The 17,462-nt window shown below is 55.5% G+C and carries 17 protein-coding genes and 1 pseudogene; 13 read left to right on the plus strand and 5 right to left on the minus strand.

From position 1 onward, the window contains the following. On the plus strand, positions 1-194 hold a 194-nt coding region (locus tag GIW02_RS24905; protein WP_236422149.1), incomplete at its 5' end, for a hypothetical protein. A gap of 16 nt (positions 195-210) precedes the next feature. Here the strand turns inward: GIW02_RS24905 and GIW02_RS24910 are convergent. The 3 genes from GIW02_RS24910 to GIW02_RS24920 all read right to left on the minus strand — a co-directional run bounded on the left by GIW02_RS24910 (position 211) and on the right by GIW02_RS24920 (position 4,237). Next, on the minus strand, positions 211-1,869 hold the full coding sequence (locus tag GIW02_RS24910; RefSeq protein WP_236416376.1) for a relaxase/mobilization nuclease domain-containing protein: 1,659 nt from the start codon (positions 1,867-1,869) through the stop codon (positions 211-213). A gap of 7 nt (positions 1,870-1,876) precedes the next feature. Beyond that, positions 1,877-2,251: a plasmid mobilization protein gene (locus tag GIW02_RS24915; protein WP_236416378.1), complete on the minus strand. Its 375-nt coding sequence runs from the start codon at positions 2,249-2,251 to the stop codon at positions 1,877-1,879. Positions 2,252-2,599: 348 nt separating this feature from the next. Next, entirely contained in the window at positions 2,600-4,237 is a 1,638-nt protein-coding gene (locus tag GIW02_RS24920) for a recombinase family protein (protein WP_236416380.1), read from the minus strand. Between the two features lie 23 nt (positions 4,238-4,260). Between GIW02_RS24920 and GIW02_RS24925 the strand changes: the two are divergent. The 3 genes and pseudogenes from GIW02_RS24925 to GIW02_RS24935 form a co-directional block, all read left to right on the plus strand. Beyond that, a pseudogene (locus tag GIW02_RS24925) lies at positions 4,261-5,097 on the plus strand (PA0069 family radical SAM protein); the annotation flags it as partial. A gap of 226 nt (positions 5,098-5,323) precedes the next feature. Beyond that, positions 5,324-6,055, plus strand: a complete 732-nt coding sequence (locus GIW02_RS24930; RefSeq protein ID WP_236416382.1) for a carbonic anhydrase — start codon at positions 5,324-5,326, stop codon at positions 6,053-6,055. A gap of 85 nt (positions 6,056-6,140) precedes the next feature. Next, the gene (locus GIW02_RS24935; RefSeq protein WP_236416384.1) at positions 6,141-7,688 is read left to right on the plus strand and encodes a SulP family inorganic anion transporter; all 1,548 of its coding nucleotides are present in this window, start codon (positions 6,141-6,143) and stop codon (positions 7,686-7,688) included. A 130-nt stretch (positions 7,689-7,818) separates the two neighbouring features. Here the strand turns inward: GIW02_RS24935 and GIW02_RS24940 are convergent, their stop codons facing one another. Further along, positions 7,819-8,466, minus strand: coding sequence for a hypothetical protein (locus GIW02_RS24940; protein WP_236416386.1), 648 nt, complete (start codon positions 8,464-8,466; stop codon positions 7,819-7,821). Positions 8,467-8,833: 367 nt separating this feature from the next. Here GIW02_RS24940 and coxB point away from each other — a divergent pair, with 367 nt between their 5' ends. The 4 genes from coxB to GIW02_RS24960 all read left to right on the plus strand — a co-directional run bounded on the left by coxB (position 8,834) and on the right by GIW02_RS24960 (position 13,210). Continuing rightward, positions 8,834-9,961: a cytochrome c oxidase subunit II gene (coxB, locus tag GIW02_RS24945; protein WP_236416388.1), complete on the plus strand. Its 1,128-nt coding sequence runs from the start codon at positions 8,834-8,836 to the stop codon at positions 9,959-9,961. 58 nt (positions 9,962-10,019) lie between these two features. Further along, the gene (ctaD, locus tag GIW02_RS24950) at positions 10,020-11,606 is read left to right on the plus strand and encodes a cytochrome c oxidase subunit I (RefSeq protein ID WP_236416390.1); all 1,587 of its coding nucleotides are present in this window, start codon (positions 10,020-10,022) and stop codon (positions 11,604-11,606) included. A 129-nt stretch (positions 11,607-11,735) separates the two neighbouring features. After that, positions 11,736-12,287, plus strand: a complete 552-nt coding sequence (locus GIW02_RS24955) for a cytochrome c oxidase assembly protein (protein WP_236416393.1) — start codon at positions 11,736-11,738, stop codon at positions 12,285-12,287. Between the two features lie 35 nt (positions 12,288-12,322). Beyond that, positions 12,323-13,210, plus strand: a complete 888-nt coding sequence (locus GIW02_RS24960; protein WP_236416396.1) for a cytochrome c oxidase subunit 3 — start codon at positions 12,323-12,325, stop codon at positions 13,208-13,210. Between the two features lie 6 nt (positions 13,211-13,216). Here GIW02_RS24960 and GIW02_RS24965 read toward each other — a convergent pair whose 3' ends face one another. Further along, a complete protein-coding gene (locus tag GIW02_RS24965; RefSeq protein WP_236416399.1) occupies positions 13,217-13,420 on the minus strand; it encodes a twin transmembrane helix small protein in 204 nt (67 codons plus the stop codon). A 28-nt stretch (positions 13,421-13,448) separates the two neighbouring features. On the opposite strand from GIW02_RS24965, the gene GIW02_RS24970 reads away from it, so the two are divergent. Genes GIW02_RS24970 through GIW02_RS24990 form a run of 5 tightly spaced genes read left to right on the plus strand, consistent with a single transcriptional unit; the run spans position 13,449 to position 17,372 of the window. Then, entirely contained in the window at positions 13,449-14,213 is a 765-nt protein-coding gene (locus tag GIW02_RS24970; protein WP_236416402.1) for an SURF1 family protein, read from the plus strand. Then, complete coding sequence (locus tag GIW02_RS24975; protein ID WP_236416406.1) at positions 14,179-14,763, plus strand: hypothetical protein; 585 nt, start codon at positions 14,179-14,181, stop codon at positions 14,761-14,763. Before GIW02_RS24970 ends, GIW02_RS24975 begins: the two co-directional genes overlap by 35 nt. Before the next feature lie 10 nt (positions 14,764-14,773). Continuing rightward, positions 14,774-15,853 carry a COX15/CtaA family protein gene (locus GIW02_RS24980; protein ID WP_236416417.1) on the plus strand — a complete coding sequence of 360 codons (1,080 nt, stop codon included), beginning with the start codon at positions 14,774-14,776 and terminating at the stop codon, positions 15,851-15,853. Then, on the plus strand, positions 15,841-16,740 hold the full coding sequence (gene cyoE / locus GIW02_RS24985; RefSeq protein ID WP_236416420.1) for a heme o synthase: 900 nt from the start codon (positions 15,841-15,843) through the stop codon (positions 16,738-16,740). The genes GIW02_RS24980 and cyoE overlap by 13 nt, the downstream gene beginning before the upstream one ends. Then, complete coding sequence (locus GIW02_RS24990) at positions 16,737-17,372, plus strand: SCO family protein (protein WP_236422150.1); 636 nt, start codon at positions 16,737-16,739, stop codon at positions 17,370-17,372. Before cyoE ends, GIW02_RS24990 begins: the two co-directional genes overlap by 4 nt. Positions 17,373-17,462: the final 90 nt, after the last annotated feature.

The following is a 17,462-nucleotide window of genomic DNA, read 5'->3' on the forward strand; positions in this document are numbered from 1 at the left end:
CTACATTATCTGTTGATTCAGAAGCATTTGAAGAGTTAAAAATGATTGCCCGAGAAAACGAGTTTTCAGTTTCGGCGGTAGTTAATGATTTTATTAAGTCTTACAATAGATGCTATAAGGAAAGTGGATTTAAAAACTCTTATAAAGTCTTCGTAAGGACAAGAAGATTTGATTGCAAAAGAAAACCCTCGTAAGAGGGATAGGATTTTCTTAAATGTGCATTTCTGGCTTAAATCTTGTGCTGTATTTCATTGATTTCTTAAATTCCTTATCAATCTCTTCAGCGAGGTTTGGGGCTTTATCTTTTATCGCGTCATATAATTTGTATAATTCTTGCCTTAAATAGTATTGTGCTTGTTCGTTGGCAGGTTTTAAATGGACATAGTCACGGTGTGTAGCATCCCATCTTCTGTGGCCTGCAATATCATTGCTGCTGTTACCAATTAAATTCTTTCTTTCGATACGACTCACTACATCGGTCATTTCGTCACATAAGTCGCTAACGTCATAAGTGAGATAGTCGCCATCAATCTTAGTGTTTTTAGGCTCTGCAAGTGGCCTTGGTGCGTTTTTAGCAGACATGGCGTCGACTGGTGAGGCAATGTCGGTATCAACAAAATTAGGCTTTCCTGCGGCTTTCTGGAGCTTCCATTTTTGGGCCTGTAATTTATAGTCAGCTTTTCGTTGTTCAAGCTCTTTTAAGTCATTTTGAGTTGGTCTGTAACCTGACAATGTGAAACCTTTGTCCTCAAGGCCCATCATCTTGAACTCCATCCACATTTTTTTCTTGGCGTAGTCTGGCCCACTCACATAGAGGGTGCTAGGTCTCTTCATGTCTGTCGTTAAGCGTTGAAGCCCTGCTTTTATACTGTCTCTTGATAAATCTTGGAATGTGACTTGGGAAGGGTCTTTGTGGTATTCAAATGCTTTCTGGTTGGTTGTGTTCTTAAAGAAGTGTTCAGTTTTATCGCCTATTTTTTGATGGGTGAATTTTTTGTCTAGGACCGTTTTAAACTTATTCTTTTTAAGAAGCTCAATATCTTCATTTGTAATTAGTTTTAGCTCGCTGTTGTATCTACGAGCTTTTTTCGAATAGTGCTCCATCAATTCACTGAATTGATGCTGTTCTTGAAGTTTGTTTTTTAGTTTCGAGTGTTGAATGCCTAGCTCACTAGCTTTGAATATTTGACCTTCTTTCTCCAATGAGTAGGCGTTTTGCCCATTTGGGATAACGTCAAAGCCTTGCTTGTGAAGGTTAGCTAGAAAAGCAGTTGTTGTGAATGCGTCTTTCAAAGCGATTTCAATTTCATCCTTGAATTCTTTTTTATGTGACTTGATACCTCTAACTTCAATGGCCCTTTCTTTGTTGTGCTTTGGTGGGTTTGTTTCTAGATTAGTATTTAAAGACTTTCTGTTAGTGACTTGGACAAGTCTATGCGTGTTTTCTAACTGTGTTAGTTTTTTTTCAATAATACGATAGTCATCGACTTGGTTATAAATCTTGTTATTAAAGTCTCGGGGTGCCCAAATAAAGTGAACGTGGATTTGATTGGTATCTGTATGAACGGCAAAAGCGTGCTCACGGTTTAAACCGTGAGTATCTGAATAAAGTTCTTTTGCTATGGCAAGGGCTTGCTCAGAAGTGATTTTGTCAGATGGGTCAAACGATACCATTTCGTGAAAACTGGTATTCTTCTGCTTTCCTTTACAAAACTTGTCAATCTTCTTTGCTAGAAACTCAATGAACTCCTGTGTTGTGCCTGTTTGACTTCTGTTGCTGTCTATGAGGATTGATTTTTTTAAACTATAAGCTAGCGTGTTCTGTGTCTCTCCTTTGCTTTTCTGTGTGCTGAGTTTCTTTCTTATCATATAATCCTTACGGTTGTTTGTTTAAAGTTATTTTTTCTTCATGTTCAGCAAGTTTTAAGTAAAGATGGTCAAAGGATTTTTTAGCATTGTTAATCAGTCCAATATTTTTTTCGACTAAATCAATTTTTCCTAAGTTGATAGCTCTGGCCATCTGGTTTAAGTTGTTACCCATCTGGTTTAGGTGAGCCTCCGCTTTCTTTACGCACTCAACGAAGCTATCATTTCTTATCTCAATTACGTTGCATCCATTTAATGAGAGTTGCTCTATGTATCTCGCTTGGCTGATGCCTAAAAGTTTTGCATTAGCTGCAATCTGTTCTTTTGCTACCGCTGAAATTCTAATGTTGAATTGTTCACCTTTCCTTGTTGATTCTTTAGTCATAGTTATCCTCGTGTTTAAGTTTTATTTTTTTCTGCAATATTTCAATATTGCATTTCCTCGATTCTGGTTTTTATTTTCAAACGAAGTGTAGAAAATCGAGTAGGGAAGTAAGTGAAAAATGTCGAAGACTTTTGAACGATAGGATAAAAACGAAGTTTTTTCCTATACATTCCCATTGCTCGCCTTCTTTTACTTGGCTTCATATTATTATGCTAACTTAAGTTTAAAAGTTTTCAAGGGTGTATAGGAATAATATTTGCAAGTAGTTGTATAGGAGGCTGTATAGGATTATGGATAGGAAGAAAAAAGACACCTCAAAGGAAGTCTTAAAATCACGCTGATGAAAATCTAAATGTCTGGATTGATATAGTCCTTGTCATAATTATAGATAGTTGTATAGTCTTCATCAGGGACAAAGTCTTTTTCATATTCAAGAACGCTACCATTGCCATCAATAAACCTCACGATTTTGTTAGTGAACTCTACTTCCATTACAGTTTCTAAAAAGTCAATTCGGATATGTTTTATAATATTCTTCAATTCATTGTTGTAGGAAACTCTTTTCGCTACTGCTTCCTCTGTTTTGTCATAGATTATTTTTTCAATATCAATGTCTTTCAAGTCATAGAATGATTTGAAGGAAGAAAGAATTTGTTCAAGCTCTTTTTTCTTGTCTTCGATTTCTGCATCAATGCTGACGGTGGAATTTTCAAGTTCAATGATAATTTCATTGTAGGTTTCTGGAATGGCGTCGCCATCCATAATCATTGCTTTGATTTTAGATTTGAAGTCATGAAGCCTAATGTTGATTTTGTTTCTGCTGTTCTCTAGTTTCATGATTGAGTTTTTGACTTCATCAGCGTTTGAGTTTTCTTCCAATAACGTGCCGATATTTATTCCATCGGTGAAGCGAAAAAACATGTTGAATAGTTTTTTTCCCCGAATGGATAGCTGACCAAAATGACTGTTCAAGTCACATTTGCCAGTCATGGAGTTTGTGCATATGAAATAATCCCTTTCTCCTTTATTCATATATCTAATGGTTCCACCACACCACTTGCAATAGATAAGGTCACGAAATACGTTATATCGTTGATTTGAGTATCTGCCGGCAAAAGGCTTTCTTGATTTGATAACTGACTGAGCTTTTAAGAAAAGCTCTTCATCTATGACAGGTGGGTAATAATTCGGGATTGGTTCCCCTTCATCTTTTCTTATAAGCTTTCCATTTTCGTCATAATGGATTTTTTGTGGGCTATGCTCCCCGATAAGCTTTCTATTGCTTAATAGGTATTGAGCTTGATGAATTGCAATTTTATCAATGAATAGTTGATTGTATTCTTTGGTTGCTTCCTGTAGGCCTTTCGACAAAGAAAGTTTGAAGAGAGTTCTAATTCTCTCTACTTTTTCCTCATCAATTACGAAGGTGTTATTTTCAACTCTTAACCACGTTGGAACTTTTTTTGTGACGATTTCACCATCACGCATTTTTTCACGATTATATTTCCAAGCTTTGCTTGAAAAATCGCTTTTCCGCTTGCTCTCGGCGTTAGCTCGTGCAAACTCTATCTGTGCATTAATCCAATCGCCCACATCAAGGTTGTCTGCGTCATAAACCTTATTTTTATCAAGGATGACGATCTTGATACCTGAAAATAAAAGGTCTGTAAAAATCTTGTTACTACGAACCATCTTGTCTCTTGACAGACGGTCGAAGTTTTCAATGAGCAGGTATGAACCTCGCTCAATTTCACCTTTTCTGACTTCTTGAAGAAACTGACCAAGCACACCCTCAGCACTGGCGTTTTTACCGTGGTATGCAGACGTTCCTGCGTCTTCAAGATGTCTATCTACTTCCAAGCCATGCGTGGACACGAAAGCGTCTATAAGCTCATTCTGGCGTGTTCTGGTGCTGCCATCCTCCTGACGTTTAGATGAGAATCTAACGTAGGAATAACATTTCTTGGTCATTTTTTGAGCAGTCATAGGTAATGGAACCTATAACATAGCATGTCTGCATCTACTGCTATGCGCGGCCCAGCCATGCCTATTGGGACATGTCACCGGGGCTGGATTTCGAAACCAGACTGATCGCCAAGACCAACGCCGCCGACGTGCTGGAACAACAGCTGTCGAAGCCGGGTTACGTGTGCGCGCCGATCAACCTGGGCTCCAACACTGACCCGTACCAGCCGATCGAACGCGAATACAGGGTCACCCGGCAAACCCTTGAAGTGCTGCTGCGGTACCGGCACCCGGTGACCATCATCACCAAGGGTTCGCTGATCCTGCGCGATCTCGACCTGCTCACCGAGCTGGCCAGGCAACGTCTGGTGGCGGTGATGATCAGCCTCACGAGCCTGGACGACGAGCTCAAGCGCATCCTGGAGCCGCGTGCGGCGGCGCCCAAGGCGCGGTTGCGGGCGATTCGAGTGATGCGCGACGCGGGGATCCCGGTGGGGGTGTTGTGCTCGCCGATGATTCCAATGATCAATGACAGCGAGCTGGAAAGCCTGCTGACCGAAGCCCACGCCGCCGGTGCGCAAAGCGCGGCGTACATGATGTTGCGCCTGCCGCTGGAAGTGGCACCGCTGTTTGAGGAGTGGCTGGCGGCGCATTACCCGCAGCGCGCGGCCCACGTGATGAGCCTGGTGCGCCAGGTACGCGGCGGCGAGGTGTATGACAGCCGTTTCGGCGTGCGCATGCGCGGTGAGGGGCCGTTTGCCGATTTGCTGGCGCAGCGCTTCAGCAAGGCGATCAAGCGCCTGGGGCTCAACCGCCGTGAGGGCTTCAATCTGGATTGCACGGCGTTCTGCCCACCGGGCAGGCAGATGGCATTGTTGTAGACTGATGAAGATGAGCGCGCCTCCCCTCAGGAGTGGTCGCGTTTTGACATCACTGAAACCCGCGTCCTAGAGCGGTTCATTCAGTTTGAGTTAAGTTTCGGTGGTTACCTTGTTCAACGAATGACTAATGAGTCCACAGCCCGGTGTTTGGCCTTTACAACTTTTCCACTGGCCAGGCGTCGAACTTGCCTGAAAACTCCCCCTGCATTAATCAAGAGGATGAATCATGAGTGACAAGGATAAACAGCCGTTGGCTGCGTCGGCTTCAGCCCCTCAAGTGGCGGAGTCCGCCGATGCAGCGCTGCAGCATATCGTTGACGGCTTTTTGCATTTCCATCACGACGTCTTCCCCCAGCAGGAAGAACTCTTCAAGAAGCTCGCCACGGCCCAGAGCCCTCGGGCGATGTTCATTACATGCGCCGACTCGCGCATCGTGCCTGAGCTGATTACCCAAAGCTCCCCTGGCGACCTGTTCGTGACGCGTAACGTCGGCAACGTCGTACCGCCCTACGGCCAGATGAACGGCGGCGTGTCCACGGCCATCGAGTACGCGGTGCTCGCCTTGGGCGTGCAGCACATTATCGTGTGCGGGCACTCCGACTGCGGCGCGATGCGCGCGGTACTCAACCCCTCCAGCCTTGAGAAAATGCCGACGGTCCGGGCCTGGCTGCGCCACGCCGAAGTCGCCAAGTCCATGGTTGAGGACAACTGCGACTGCGCCAATGAAGGCGAGAGCATGAAGGTGCTGACCGAAGAAAACGTCATCGCCCAGTTGCAGCATTTGCGCACCCACCCATCGGTGGCCTCGCGCATGGCTAACGGTCAATTGTTTATCCATGGCTGGATTTACAATATCGAGACCAGTGAAATCCGGGCCTACGACGCGGATCAGTCGACATTCCGACCGTTGGGTGGCGACGGGCCGATTCCTTCCGCGACGCCTAAAGCGCGCTTCTAAAACACTTCCCTGCCGGGTAAAGCGGTGGCTGCCATGGATGCAGCCAGGCTTTGCCGCGCCCGGCGAATGCCTCGGGAGAGTCATCATGCGTGCTGCTCAATTGAAAGCTGTATTGCCACGGGAGCTGCTGGCCTCCGTGGTTGTGTTTCTGGTTGCCCTGCCCTTGTGCATGGGCATCGCGATTGCGTCCGGCATGCCGCCGGCCAAGGGCCTGATCACCGGGATCATCGGTGGCCTGGTTGTCGGTTGGCTGGCGGGTTCGCCCCTGCAAGTCAGTGGCCCGGCGGCGGGCCTGGCGGTGTTGGTGTTCGAGCTGGTGCGCCAGCATGGCATGCTGATGCTCGGGCCGATTTTGCTGCTGGCGGGTTTCCTGCAACTGGTGGCCGGGCGTCTGCGCCTGGGGTGCTGGTTCCGCGTGACGGCCCCGGCGGTGGTGTACGGCATGCTGGCGGGTATCGGCGTGTTGATTGTGCTGTCGCAGGTCCATGTGATGCTCGACGGTACACCCAAGCCCTCGGGGTTGGATAACCTGGCGGGTTTTCCGGCGGCGTTGGCTGAGGCGATCCCTACCCTGGGTGGCGGCCTGGGTTGGCAGGCTGGCTTGCTCGGGCTTTCGACGATGTTGGTGATGTACCTGTGGGATAAATTGCGCCCGCAAGCCCTGCGCTTCGTACCGGGCGCTTTGCTGGGTGTAGGGCTGGCAACGGTAACCAGCCTGGTGCTGGCGTTGCAGGTCAAGCGCGTGGAAGTCCCGGATAACCTGGCCGACGCTATCGATTGGCTGCGCCCCAGCGACTTGCTGAACCTGGCCGACCCCCAACTGCTGATCGCCGCCTTCGCCGTGGCGTTCATCGCCAGTGCCGAGACGCTGCTCTCTGCTGCAGCGGTGGACCGCATGCACAGCGGGCAACGTTCGGATTTTGACAAGGAATTGTCCGCCCAAGGTGTGGGCAACATGCTCTGTGGCCTGGTCGGCGCGCTGCCGATGACCGGCGTGATCGTGCGCAGCTCGGCCAATGTGCAGGCCGGTGCCACCACGCGTTTGTCGGCGATGTTCCATGGTGTGTGGCTGCTGGGTTTTGTGCTGTTGCTGTCGAGTGTGCTGCAAAGCATCCCAGTGGCGAGCCTGGCAGGCGTGCTGGTTTACACCGGCATCAAGCTGGTGGACATCAAGGCGTTCCGAGGGCTGGGGCGCTACGGGCGGATGCCGATGTTCACGTATGCGGCGACGGCGCTGGCGATTATCTTCACCGACCTGCTTACCGGTGTGCTGGTGGGCTTCGGTCTGACGCTGGTGAAGCTGGCGCTCAAGGCATCGCGACTCAAGGTCAGCCTGATCGATTTGCCTCAGAACGGCGAGATGGAGTTGCGCTTGACCGGCGCGGCGACCTTTCTGAAAGTGCCGGCGCTGACCCAGGTGCTGTCGACGGTGCCGGCGGGGACCACCTTGCATGTACCGCTCAGCAACTTGAGTTATATCGACCATTCCTGCCTGGAGTTGCTGGAGGAATGGGGCCGCGCGAATGCCGCCAAGGGCTCGACGCTGGTGATCGAAGCGCGCGGGTTGAAGCGCCGGTTGGAAGGCCGGGTACGGACGACGGTAGGGATTGGTTCAGCGCCAGCCACTGGCTGACGAAACCGGATGAAAAATGTGGGAGGGGGCTTGCCCCCGATTGCGGTGGGTCAGTTAACAACAGTTTGACTGACACCCCGCTATCGGGGGCAAGCCCCCTCCCACATTTGTACTGCGTCTAACTTGGGATTTAAGCCGGCTGATCCAACGCCAACTCAACCCCCAATTGCCGTGACAGGCACGGCCAGCGCTTCCACGCGGCCTCTGTGTGCGGGCTCTTGAGCTGCTCGCGGTAGGCTTCGACCGACTCCAGCGCAAAGCTGTCTTCGTTTAGCATTTCATCCACCGCCAGGTGCACGGCTTCATCGAGCTGGTTGGCGAACGCTTCGCCGATCAGTTGATGGGCGATCAGGTTGGCCACGGTGGTATCCGCCGGAATCAGCGGCTGACCGAAATGCTTGATATACAGATCGTTTACTTCTTCCACCAGGCGATGGGCCAGGTAAGCCTCGTCCAGCAAGCCGTCGAGCCCTTCATGACCGGCCAGGATTGCAGGCGGCTGCAAGAAGAAATGCTCGGCAATCTTGAGCACTGGCTTGATCTGGCTTTCGATCCCGGCTTCACGGGCCACGTCATTGGCGGCGTCCAGCAAGTCAGGTACGAGGTCGATGTAGGCAGTTACAAAACGGGTCATGACAATGTTGCGATCACCGTCAGCCAGGGAGATGGCCGAATGCAGGTGCGGCAATTGTTGTTCCAGCTGCAGGGCAAGCTGGCCAGTGCTGGATTCGTGTTGATGGGCACGGGAAATCTGCTCGCGCAATGCGGCGGTGTTCATGAAGGCTCCAGTGATGCAGGTGTAGGAATAGGGAGAACCTAAGGTAGCTCGTTTATACGAGGGCCTCAGATGCATTTGTCATAATTATTTCATGGTTATGCGTGTGCGTTATATCGAATCGCCATCGTTCGTCGGATAAACGATTCCGCACGCGTATTTATTGGCCCGCGCCGCTCATTTTTGCTCATTTGCCCCTACACATTGCGGGGTTGCAGAGCCTGTCTATACTCGGATTTGTACGCGATTAGCTGATGACGCCAGACTGCATAAGCAGGCAAGGCTAAGCGGTTGTAAGCAATCTGGAAGCCGCTCCCTTCGACGCAGGTGCAAACCGGCGGGATAACAAGAACGATAAGGGGAACCCGCAATGATGCGACATCCACACGTTTGGATGGGCCTCCTGTTGTGGTCGGTATTCGGCCAGGCGCACGCCGCCTGGACAACGAATATGGCGCCAGGGGCGACAGAAGTCAGTCACGCTGTGTTCGACCTGCACATGACCATTTTCTGGATCTGTGTGGTGATCGGCATTGTGGTGTTTGGCGCGATGTTCTGGTCGATGATCCTTCACCGCCGTTCCACGGGCCAGGTCGCGGCCAAATTCCACGAGAGCACCACCGTGGAAATCCTCTGGACCGTGGTGCCCTTGCTGATCCTGGTGGCGATGGCCATCCCGGCGACAAAGACCCTGATCAATATCTACGACAGCAGTGAATCGGATATCGATATCCAGGTCACCGGCTACCAGTGGAAGTGGCATTACAAATACCTGGGCCAGGATGTGGAGTTCTTCAGCAACCTGGCCACCCCTGCCGAGCAGATCCATAACCAGGCCACCAAGGGCGAACATTACCTGCTGGAAGTCGACCAGCCGCTGGTGTTGCCGGTGGGCGCCAAGGTGCGCTTTTTGGTGACCGCTGCCGACGTGATCCACTCGTGGTGGGTGCCGGCGTTTGCGGTCAAGCGCGACGCCATCCCCGGTTTCGTCAACGAGGCCTGGACGCGTGTCGAGAAGCCCGGCATCTACCGTGGCCAGTGCGCCGAGCTGTGCGGCAAGGACCACGGTTTCATGCCGATTGTGGTTGAGGTCAAGTCCAAAGCCGACTACGACACGTGGCTTGGCGAGCGCAAGGAAGAGGCGGCCAAGCTCAAGGAGCTGACCTCCAAGGAGTGGACGCTGGAAGAGCTGGTTGCGCGCGGCGACAAGGTCTACCACACCACCTGCGTGGCCTGTCACCAGGCCGAAGGCCAGGGCTTGCCGCCGATGTTCCCGGCGCTCAAGGGCTCGAAGATTGCCACCGGGCCGGCGGCCGATCACTTGAACCTGGTTTACCACGGCAAGCCCGGCACCGCGATGGCGGCCTTCGGCAAGCAGCTGTCGGAAGTCGATATCGCCGCCGTGGTGACCTACGAGCGCAACGCGTGGGGCAACAACAAAGGCGACATGGTCACCCCTAAAGATGTGCTGGCCATCAAGCAGGCGGAAAGCAAATGACTCCTCTCACTGCGTATGTCTCGAACTGCCCCGCCCACTCGCTTGCAGGAGAACGGCCATGAGCGCTGTGATCGATGACCATGGTCACGCTGACCATGCCCACGGCCCCGCCAAGGGTTTGATGCGCTGGGTGCTGACCACCAACCACAAAGACATCGGCACCATGTACCTGTGGTTCGCCTTCACCATGTTCTTGCTGGGCGGCTCTTTCGCCATGGTGATCCGCGCCGAGCTGTTCCAGCCCGGCTTGCAGATCGTCGAGCCGGCGTTCTTCAACCAGATGACCACCATGCACGGCCTGATCATGGTGTTCGGCGCGGTGATGCCGGCGTTCGTTGGTCTGGCCAACTGGATGATCCCGCTGATGATCGGCGCGCCGGACATGGCCCTGCCGCGCATGAACAATTTCAGTTTCTGGCTGCTGCCGGCGGCGTTCCTGCTGCTGGTCTCGACCCTGTTCAGCCCCGGCGGTGGGCCGAATTTCGGCTGGACCTTCTACGCCCCGCTCTCCACCACCTACGCGCCGGAAAGCGTGACGTTTTTCATCTTTGCCATCCACCTGATGGGCATCAGTTCGATCATGGGCGCGATCAATGTGGTCGCCACCATCCTCAACCTGCGCGCACCCGGCATGACCCTGATGAAGATGCCGCTGTTTGTGTGGACCTGGCTGATCACCGCGTTCCTGCTGATTGCGGTGATGCCGGTGCTTGCCGGTTGCGTGACCATGATGCTGATGGACATTCACTTCGGCACCAGCTTCTTCAGCGCGGCCGGCGGTGGTGACCCGGTGTTGTTCCAGCATGTGTTCTGGTTTTTCGGCCATCCCGAGGTGTACATCATGATCCTGCCGGCCTTTGGCGCCGTCAGCTCGATCATCCCGACTTTTTCGCGCAAGCCGCTGTTTGGCTACACCTCGATGGTCTACGCCACGGCGAGCATCGCGTTCCTGTCGTTCATCGTGTGGGCGCACCACATGTTTGTGGTGGGCATTCCCTTGGTGGGCGAGTTGTTCTTCATGTACGCCACGCTGCTGATCGCGGTGCCGACGGGGGTGAAGGTGTTCAACTGGGTCAGCACCATGTGGCAGGGCTCGCTGACCTTCGAGACGCCGATGCTGTTTGCCGTGGCGTTTGTGATCCTGTTCACCATCGGCGGTTTTTCCGGGCTGATGCTGGCCATCGCACCGGCGGACTTCCAGTACCACGACACCTACTTCGTGGTGGCGCACTTCCATTACGTACTGGTGCCCGGGGCAATCTTTGGCATCTTCGCCTCGGCCTACTACTGGCTGCCGAAATGGACCGGCCACATGTACGACGAAACCCTGGGCAAGCTGCATTTCTGGCTGTCTTTCGTGGGCATGAACATGGCGTTCTTCCCCATGCACTTCGTGGGGCTGGCCGGCATGCCGCGCCGGGTGCCGGATTACAACCTGCAGTTCGCCGACTTCAATATGGTTTCCTCGATTGGCGCGTTCATGTTTGGCGCCACGCAGATCTTCTTCCTGTTCATCGTGATCAAGTGCATCCGTGGCGGCCCGCCTGCGCCCGCCAAGCCGTGGGACGGGGCTGAAGGATTGGAGTGGAGCGTGCCCTCGCCTGCGCCGTATCACACGTTTACGACGCCGCCGGAGGTGAAATGAACGCGCCTATGCGCTGCGAACACCGTCGAGGTGGGAGGGGGCTTGCTCCCGATGGCGGTGTGCCAGTCGACATCGTTATCGCGAGCAAGCCCCCTCCCAGATTGATCGAGTTCGGCTCAGGTGAGCGTCATGGCTGAGTCCATCCCGATCAAACGCCTGGTCACCCGCCTACTGATTTTAGTGGTGGCGATGTTCGCCTTTGGCTTCGCGCTGGTGCCGATTTACGACGTGATGTGCAAGGCGTTCGGCATCAACGGCAAGACCGCCGGCCAGTACGAGGGCGCGCAGGTTGTGGACCCGACGCGCCAGGTGCGCGTGCAGTTTTTGTCCACCAATGCCATCGACATGGTCTGGGATTTCTACGCCAAAGCCGACGAGGTGGTGGTCAATCCCGGCGCGGTCACCGAGATGCTCTTCGTGGCCTACAACCCCACGGACAAACCGATGACCGCCCAGGCGGTGCCGAGCATTTCCCCGGCTGAAGCGGCGATGTACTTCCACAAGACCGAGTGCTTTTGCTTTACCCAGCAGGTGCTGCAGCCAGGCCAGCGCATCGAAATGCCGGTGCGCTTTATCGTCGATCGCGACATGCCCAAGGATGTGAAGCATTTGACCCTGGCGTACACGCTGTTCGATATCACTGCGCGGCAACCGCCGGTGGCTGCCCATACCGGCGGCTAGCTACTGTTTGCCCCCTCAATCAGGAGAGCGAATACATGTCGACTCATGATACGTACTACGTACCAGCGCAAAGCAAATGGCCGATAATTGCCACGATTGGCCTGCTGGTCACCGTGTATGGCCTGGCCGTGTGGTTCAACGATCTCAAGGCGGCGCGCCCGGAATCCCACGGCCCGTGGATCTTTTTCGTCGGTGGCCTGCTACTGGCCTACATGCTGTTCGGCTGGTTCGGTGCGGTGATCAAGGAAAGCCGTGCCGGCTTGTACAGCGCGCAGATGGACCGCTCGTTTCGCTGGGGCATGAGCTGGTTCATCTTTTCCGAAGTGATGTTCTTTATCGCGTTCTTCGGCGCACTGTTTTATGTGCGGCATCTTTCCGGCCCCTGGCTTGGCGGCGAAGGGCATAAGGGCGTGGCGCATATGCTGTGGCCGAACTTCGAGTTCGCCTGGCCGCTGCTCAATAACCCTGACCCGAAACTGTACCCCGCGCCGCAAGGCACCATCAGCCCGTGGGGCTTGCCGCTGGTGAACACCATTCTGCTGGTCAGCTCGAGCGTGACCATCACCATTGCCCACCATGCCCTGCGCAAAGGCCATCGCGGCGCGCTGAAAATCTGGTTGGCGATCACGGTGTTGCTGGGACTGGCGTTCCTGGGGTTCCAGGCCGAGGAATATATCCACGCGTATAAAGAGTTGGGGCTCACGCTGGGTTCGGGTGTGTATGGCGCGACGTTCTTCATGCTCACCGGCTTTCACGGCGCCCACGTGACGATCGGCACCATCATTCTGTTTGTCATGCTGATGCGTATCCTGCGCGGGCATTTCACTGCCGAGCACCAGTTCGGGTTCGAGGCGGCCAGTTGGTACTGGCATTTTGTGGATGTGGTGTGGATCGGGCTGTTTTTCTTCGTCTACGTGCTGTGAGGCGTTTTACCAAGGCGCGTGGGATACGAGCTGGCCGCTGAAAAAGCCCCAGGCGATCAAGCCTACGGTGATCACGGCCAGCACCACACGCACGGTCAAGGCGGTAACGAGGCGGTTGGAGTTGCCCTCGTCCTTGACCAGAAAGAACAAGCCGCTGAACAGGCTCAAGACAGTCGCGATCAGCATCAGGGCAATAGCTGCTTTGAGCATGGTCAGGTTCCACTCGGATGGGCGGGCAATGAAAACAAGTATAGCCAGCGCCATAAAAGACTTTCGCCCAGGGCTCGCACCCACGTTGGTGGTGCTGGTGCTGCTGCCGTTGATGGTGGGCCTGGGCTTCTGGCAATTGGCTCGCGGCCATGAAAAACAGCTACTGCTGGAGCGCTATGCCGAGCGACGCGTAGCCGACCCGATCAGCAGTCTGCAGCTTGATGACATGGCTGACCCGGCCTTGCGCCGCGTGCACCTGCGCGGGCAATTCGACGCCGAGCACAGCGTGTTGCTCGACAACCGCATGCGCGACGGCAAGGCCGGTGTCGAGCTGCTGCAACCGTTTCACGACCAGGCAAGCGGCCTGTGGCTGTGGCTCAATCGCGGCTGGTTGCCCTGGCCGGACCGGCGCACGCCGCCGGCCTTCACCACCCCGCAACAGCCTTTAAGTCTCGAGGCCTGGGTGTACGTCGCCCCTGGCGAAACCTTCCAGTTGCACGCCGACCCGGCCAGCACGCAGTGGCCGCGCCTTTTGACCGCGCTGCATCCCGCCGCGTTGTGGGCCGAGTTGGGCCGCAGCGGTTTTGCCTACGAACTGCGCGCCCAGGCGGGCCCGGCTTCCTACGAAACCAACTGGCCGGTGGTTGCCATGGGCCCGGAAAAACACCTCGCCTATGCGGTGCAATGGTTCGCCATGGCGCTGGCCCTGCTTGCCCTTTACCTCTACCTCGGATGGCACAACGCAAAGGAGAACCACCATGGGAGCGGCCATGAATCCACCCAACATGTCTGAGGCGCCTGACCGACGCAAAGGCCGCTGGCAATTAGTCCTGATCCTGCTGATGGTGGTCGGCCCGATGGTGCTGGCCACCTTTATGTACAAGTTGCAGTTCTGGGTTCCGGAGAGCCGCAGCTACCACGGCGAGATGATCGGCAACGGCCAGACCCGCGCCGACATCGGCGTGCAGGCCGATGAGCAGCGTTGGCAACTGCTGGTCACCGCGCCCGCCGCCTGCACTGCCGATTGCCAGCAATTGGTGTACCTCGCGCGCCAATTGCAGATCGGCCTCGGCCGCGACGCCTCGCGCGCCAGCCATGCCCTGGCCAGTGCGCAGCCAGTGGGCGCCGACTACGACGCCAAGCTCAAGGCTGAATACCCGCAACTGCAACGCTACGCGCTGGACCTGTCGACCTTCAGCAAGAACGCTGCCGTCCCTGGCGAGGCGCAACTGTGGATCGTCGACCCGCACGGCAACCTGGTGCTGCGCTACGACGCCAAGGCCAAGGGCAAGGACCTGCTCAACGACCTGCGTCACCTGCTGAAACTCTCGAACATCGGATAAGGGCATCGTCATGGCCAAACCTGGATTTCGCCTCGCGTTGTTTGCCACCTTGCTGGCACTGATCGTTGTGCTGCTGGGCGCCTATACCCGCCTGACCCACGCCGGTCTGGGCTGCCCGGATTGGCCGGGCTGCTATGGCTTTATCAGCGTGCCGCAAAGCGAAGCCCAGCTGGCCCATGCCGAGCTGCATTTTCCCGACACGCCGGTGGAAGCGGACAAGGGCTGGGCCGAGATGACCCATCGCTACTTTGCCGGCACCCTCGGCGTGCTGATCGTGCTGTTGGCCGCGCGGTCGTGGCGCCATCGGCGTGATCCGGGCCAGCCGGTGAAATTGCCACTGTTCATATTGGCCGTGGTCTTCGCCCAGGCGGCGTTCGGCATGTGGACGGTGACGTTGAAGCTGTGGCCACAGGTGGTCACCGGGCACCTGCTGGGCGGCTTTGCAACCTTGAGCCTGCTGTTTCTGCTGACCCTGCGTTTGTCTGGCGTGTTGCCCGCGTTGATTGTGCCTAGGCGCCTGCAATATTGGGCGACGGCCGGGTTGGTGCTGGTGATCGGCCAAATCGCGTTGGGCGGCTGGGTCAGTTCCAACTACGCCGCCGTGGCTTGTGTGGACTTGCCGACCTGCCATGGCGAATGGTGGCCGGCCGCGGATTTCGCCAATGGCTTTCACCTGACCCAGCACATTGGGCCCAACTACCTGGGTGGCCAGCTCGACAGCGAGGCGCGCACGGCCATCCACCTGACTCACCGCATCGGCGCGGTGCTGGTTACCCTGGTGCTGCTGGGGTTGGCCTGGCAGTTGCGCGTGGTGGGTATGACGCGCCTGGCGGGTTTACTGTTAATCGCCCTGGCGGCGCAAATCGGCCTGGGGGTGAGTAACGTGGCGTTCGGGTTGCCGCTGCCCGTGGCGGTCGGGCATAACGCTGGCGGCGCAGCCTTGTTGCTGAGCTTGGTGTTGGTCAATTACCACGCGCGCACCAGCCTGCTTCGGGTGCGCAACCAGTTGCCGTTCGGCTGGCGCTTCATCCCGCGCAAACACGTATCGGGCCTCATCACCCTTAAAGGAGAGATGCCATGGCGACCTTGATCGGCGCGCGTCACAGCCAGGCGATCTGGCGTGACTATTTGGAGCTGACCAAGCCGAAAGTGGTGGTACTGATGCTCATCACCTCGTTGGTGGGGATGTTCCTGGCGACCCGCGCCGGGGTGCCGTGGCCGGTGCTGGTGTTTGGCAACCTGGGCATTGCCCTGTGCGCAGGCGGCGCTGCGGTCGTGAACCATGTGGTAGACCGGCGGATTGACGCGCTGATGGCGCGCACCCACAAGCGGCCCCTGGCGCAAGGGCGCGTATCGCCGATGGCGGCGCTGGCGTTTGCATTGTTGCTGGCCATTGCGGGCCTGGCCCTGCTGCTGGCCTTCACCAACCCCCTGGCGGCGTGGCTGACCCTGGCCTCGCTGCTCGGCTACGCGGTGATCTACACCGGCTTTCTAAAGCGCGCGACGCCGCAGAATATCGTTATTGGCGGGCTCGCCGGTGCGGCGCCGCCGCTGTTGGGTTGGGTCGCCGTCACCGGTCATGTCAGCGCCGAGCCCTTGCTGCTGGTACTGATCATCTTCGCGTGGACGCCGCCGCACTTCTGGGCGCTGGCCATCCACCGCAAAGAGGAATATGCCAAGGCCGATATCCCCATGCTGCCGGTCACCCATGGCGAGCACTACACCAAGGTGCATATCCTGCTCTACACCTTTGCCCTGCTGGCCGTGAGCCTGATGCCGTACGTCATCCATATGAGCGGCTTGCTGTACCTGGCCTGTGCGCTGGTATTGGGTGGGCGCTTTCTGCAATGGGCCTGGGTGCTGTACCGTGGCAGCAAGCCGCACGCGGCGATCAACACCTTCAAGTACTCTATCTGGTACTTGCTGCTGCTGTTTATCGCCCTGCTCGTAGACCACTACTTACTGTTGAACCTATGACCCGAACTCAAAAAACCGTCTTTATCCTGGTGGCCATCGTCGCGTTGATCATGGGCCTGACTGTCAACAAAGTGCTCTCGGGCAAAGGTCAGGGCGACCCTACCGCCTTGATCGACGCGGGCATCATCCTGCTGCCGCAAAGCCGTCAGTTGCCGCCGGTCAGTATGACCAACCAGGACGGCCAGCCCGTGCTCGTCAATGAGTTGAAAGGCAAGTGGAGCCTGCTGTTTTTCGGCTACACCTTTTGCCCGGACATCTGCCCGACCACTCTCGCCCAGCTGCGCCAGATCAAGAGCGAGCTGCCCAAGGAGGCGGTGGATAAGTTGCAGGTGATCCTGGTCAGCGTCGACCCTCACCGCGACACGCCCACCCAGCTCAAGCAGTATCTGGGCTACTTCGACCCGCAATTTCAGGGGCTGACCGGTGCGACGGTGGACGATGTGCAGAAGGTGTCGAATGCGGTGAGCATTCCGTTCATTCCGGCCGATACCAGCAAGCCCAACTACACCGTGGACCACAGCGGCAACCTCGCGCTGATCGGCCCGGACGGCACGCAGCGTGGGTTCATCCGTGCGCCGCTGAACAACCAGAAGCTGCTGGCGCAGTTGCCGGGGTTGCTGCAGCGTCAGTAACAGGCAACACAAAACCAATGTGGGAGGGGGCTTGCTCCCGATAGCTGAGTGTCAGTCACCAGATGCAGTGACTGACACTCAGCTATCGGG

Source organism: Pseudomonas syringae, from assembly GCF_021606685.1.
GTDB lineage: Bacteria > Pseudomonadota > Gammaproteobacteria > Pseudomonadales > Pseudomonadaceae > Aquipseudomonas > Aquipseudomonas syringae_R.

Excerpts from the sequence above, each read along its gene's own strand:
- GIW02_RS24910 (WP_236416376.1), bottom strand. The coding sequence starts at position 1,869 with ATGATAAGAAAGAAACTCAGCACACAGAAAAGCAAAGGAGAGACACAG.
- cyoE (WP_236416420.1), top strand. The coding sequence starts at position 15,841 with ATGGCGACCTTGATCGGCGCGCGTCACAGCCAGGCGATCTGGCGTGAC.
- GIW02_RS24935 (WP_236416384.1), top strand. The coding sequence starts at position 6,141 with ATGCGTGCTGCTCAATTGAAAGCTGTATTGCCACGGGAGCTGCTGGCC.
- GIW02_RS24940 (WP_236416386.1), bottom strand. The coding sequence starts at position 8,466 with ATGAACACCGCCGCATTGCGCGAGCAGATTTCCCGTGCCCATCAACAC.
- GIW02_RS24990 (WP_236422150.1), top strand. The coding sequence starts at position 16,737 with ATGACCCGAACTCAAAAAACCGTCTTTATCCTGGTGGCCATCGTCGCG.
- GIW02_RS24920 (WP_236416380.1), bottom strand. The coding sequence starts at position 4,237 with ATGACTGCTCAAAAAATGACCAAGAAATGTTATTCCTACGTTAGATTC.
- GIW02_RS24955 (WP_236416393.1), top strand. The coding sequence starts at position 11,736 with ATGGCTGAGTCCATCCCGATCAAACGCCTGGTCACCCGCCTACTGATT.
- GIW02_RS24930 (WP_236416382.1), top strand. The coding sequence starts at position 5,324 with ATGAGTGACAAGGATAAACAGCCGTTGGCTGCGTCGGCTTCAGCCCCT.
- GIW02_RS24965 (WP_236416399.1), bottom strand. The coding sequence starts at position 13,420 with ATGCTCAAAGCAGCTATTGCCCTGATGCTGATCGCGACTGTCTTGAGC.
- coxB (WP_236416388.1), top strand. The coding sequence starts at position 8,834 with ATGATGCGACATCCACACGTTTGGATGGGCCTCCTGTTGTGGTCGGTA.
- GIW02_RS24980 (WP_236416417.1), top strand. The coding sequence starts at position 14,774 with ATGGCCAAACCTGGATTTCGCCTCGCGTTGTTTGCCACCTTGCTGGCA.
- GIW02_RS24960 (WP_236416396.1), top strand. The coding sequence starts at position 12,323 with ATGTCGACTCATGATACGTACTACGTACCAGCGCAAAGCAAATGGCCG.
- GIW02_RS24915 (WP_236416378.1), bottom strand. The coding sequence starts at position 2,251 with ATGACTAAAGAATCAACAAGGAAAGGTGAACAATTCAACATTAGAATT.
- ctaD (WP_236416390.1), top strand. The coding sequence starts at position 10,020 with ATGAGCGCTGTGATCGATGACCATGGTCACGCTGACCATGCCCACGGC.
- GIW02_RS24970 (WP_236416402.1), top strand. The coding sequence starts at position 13,449 with ATGAAAACAAGTATAGCCAGCGCCATAAAAGACTTTCGCCCAGGGCTC.
- GIW02_RS24975 (WP_236416406.1), top strand. The coding sequence starts at position 14,179 with ATGGGAGCGGCCATGAATCCACCCAACATGTCTGAGGCGCCTGACCGA.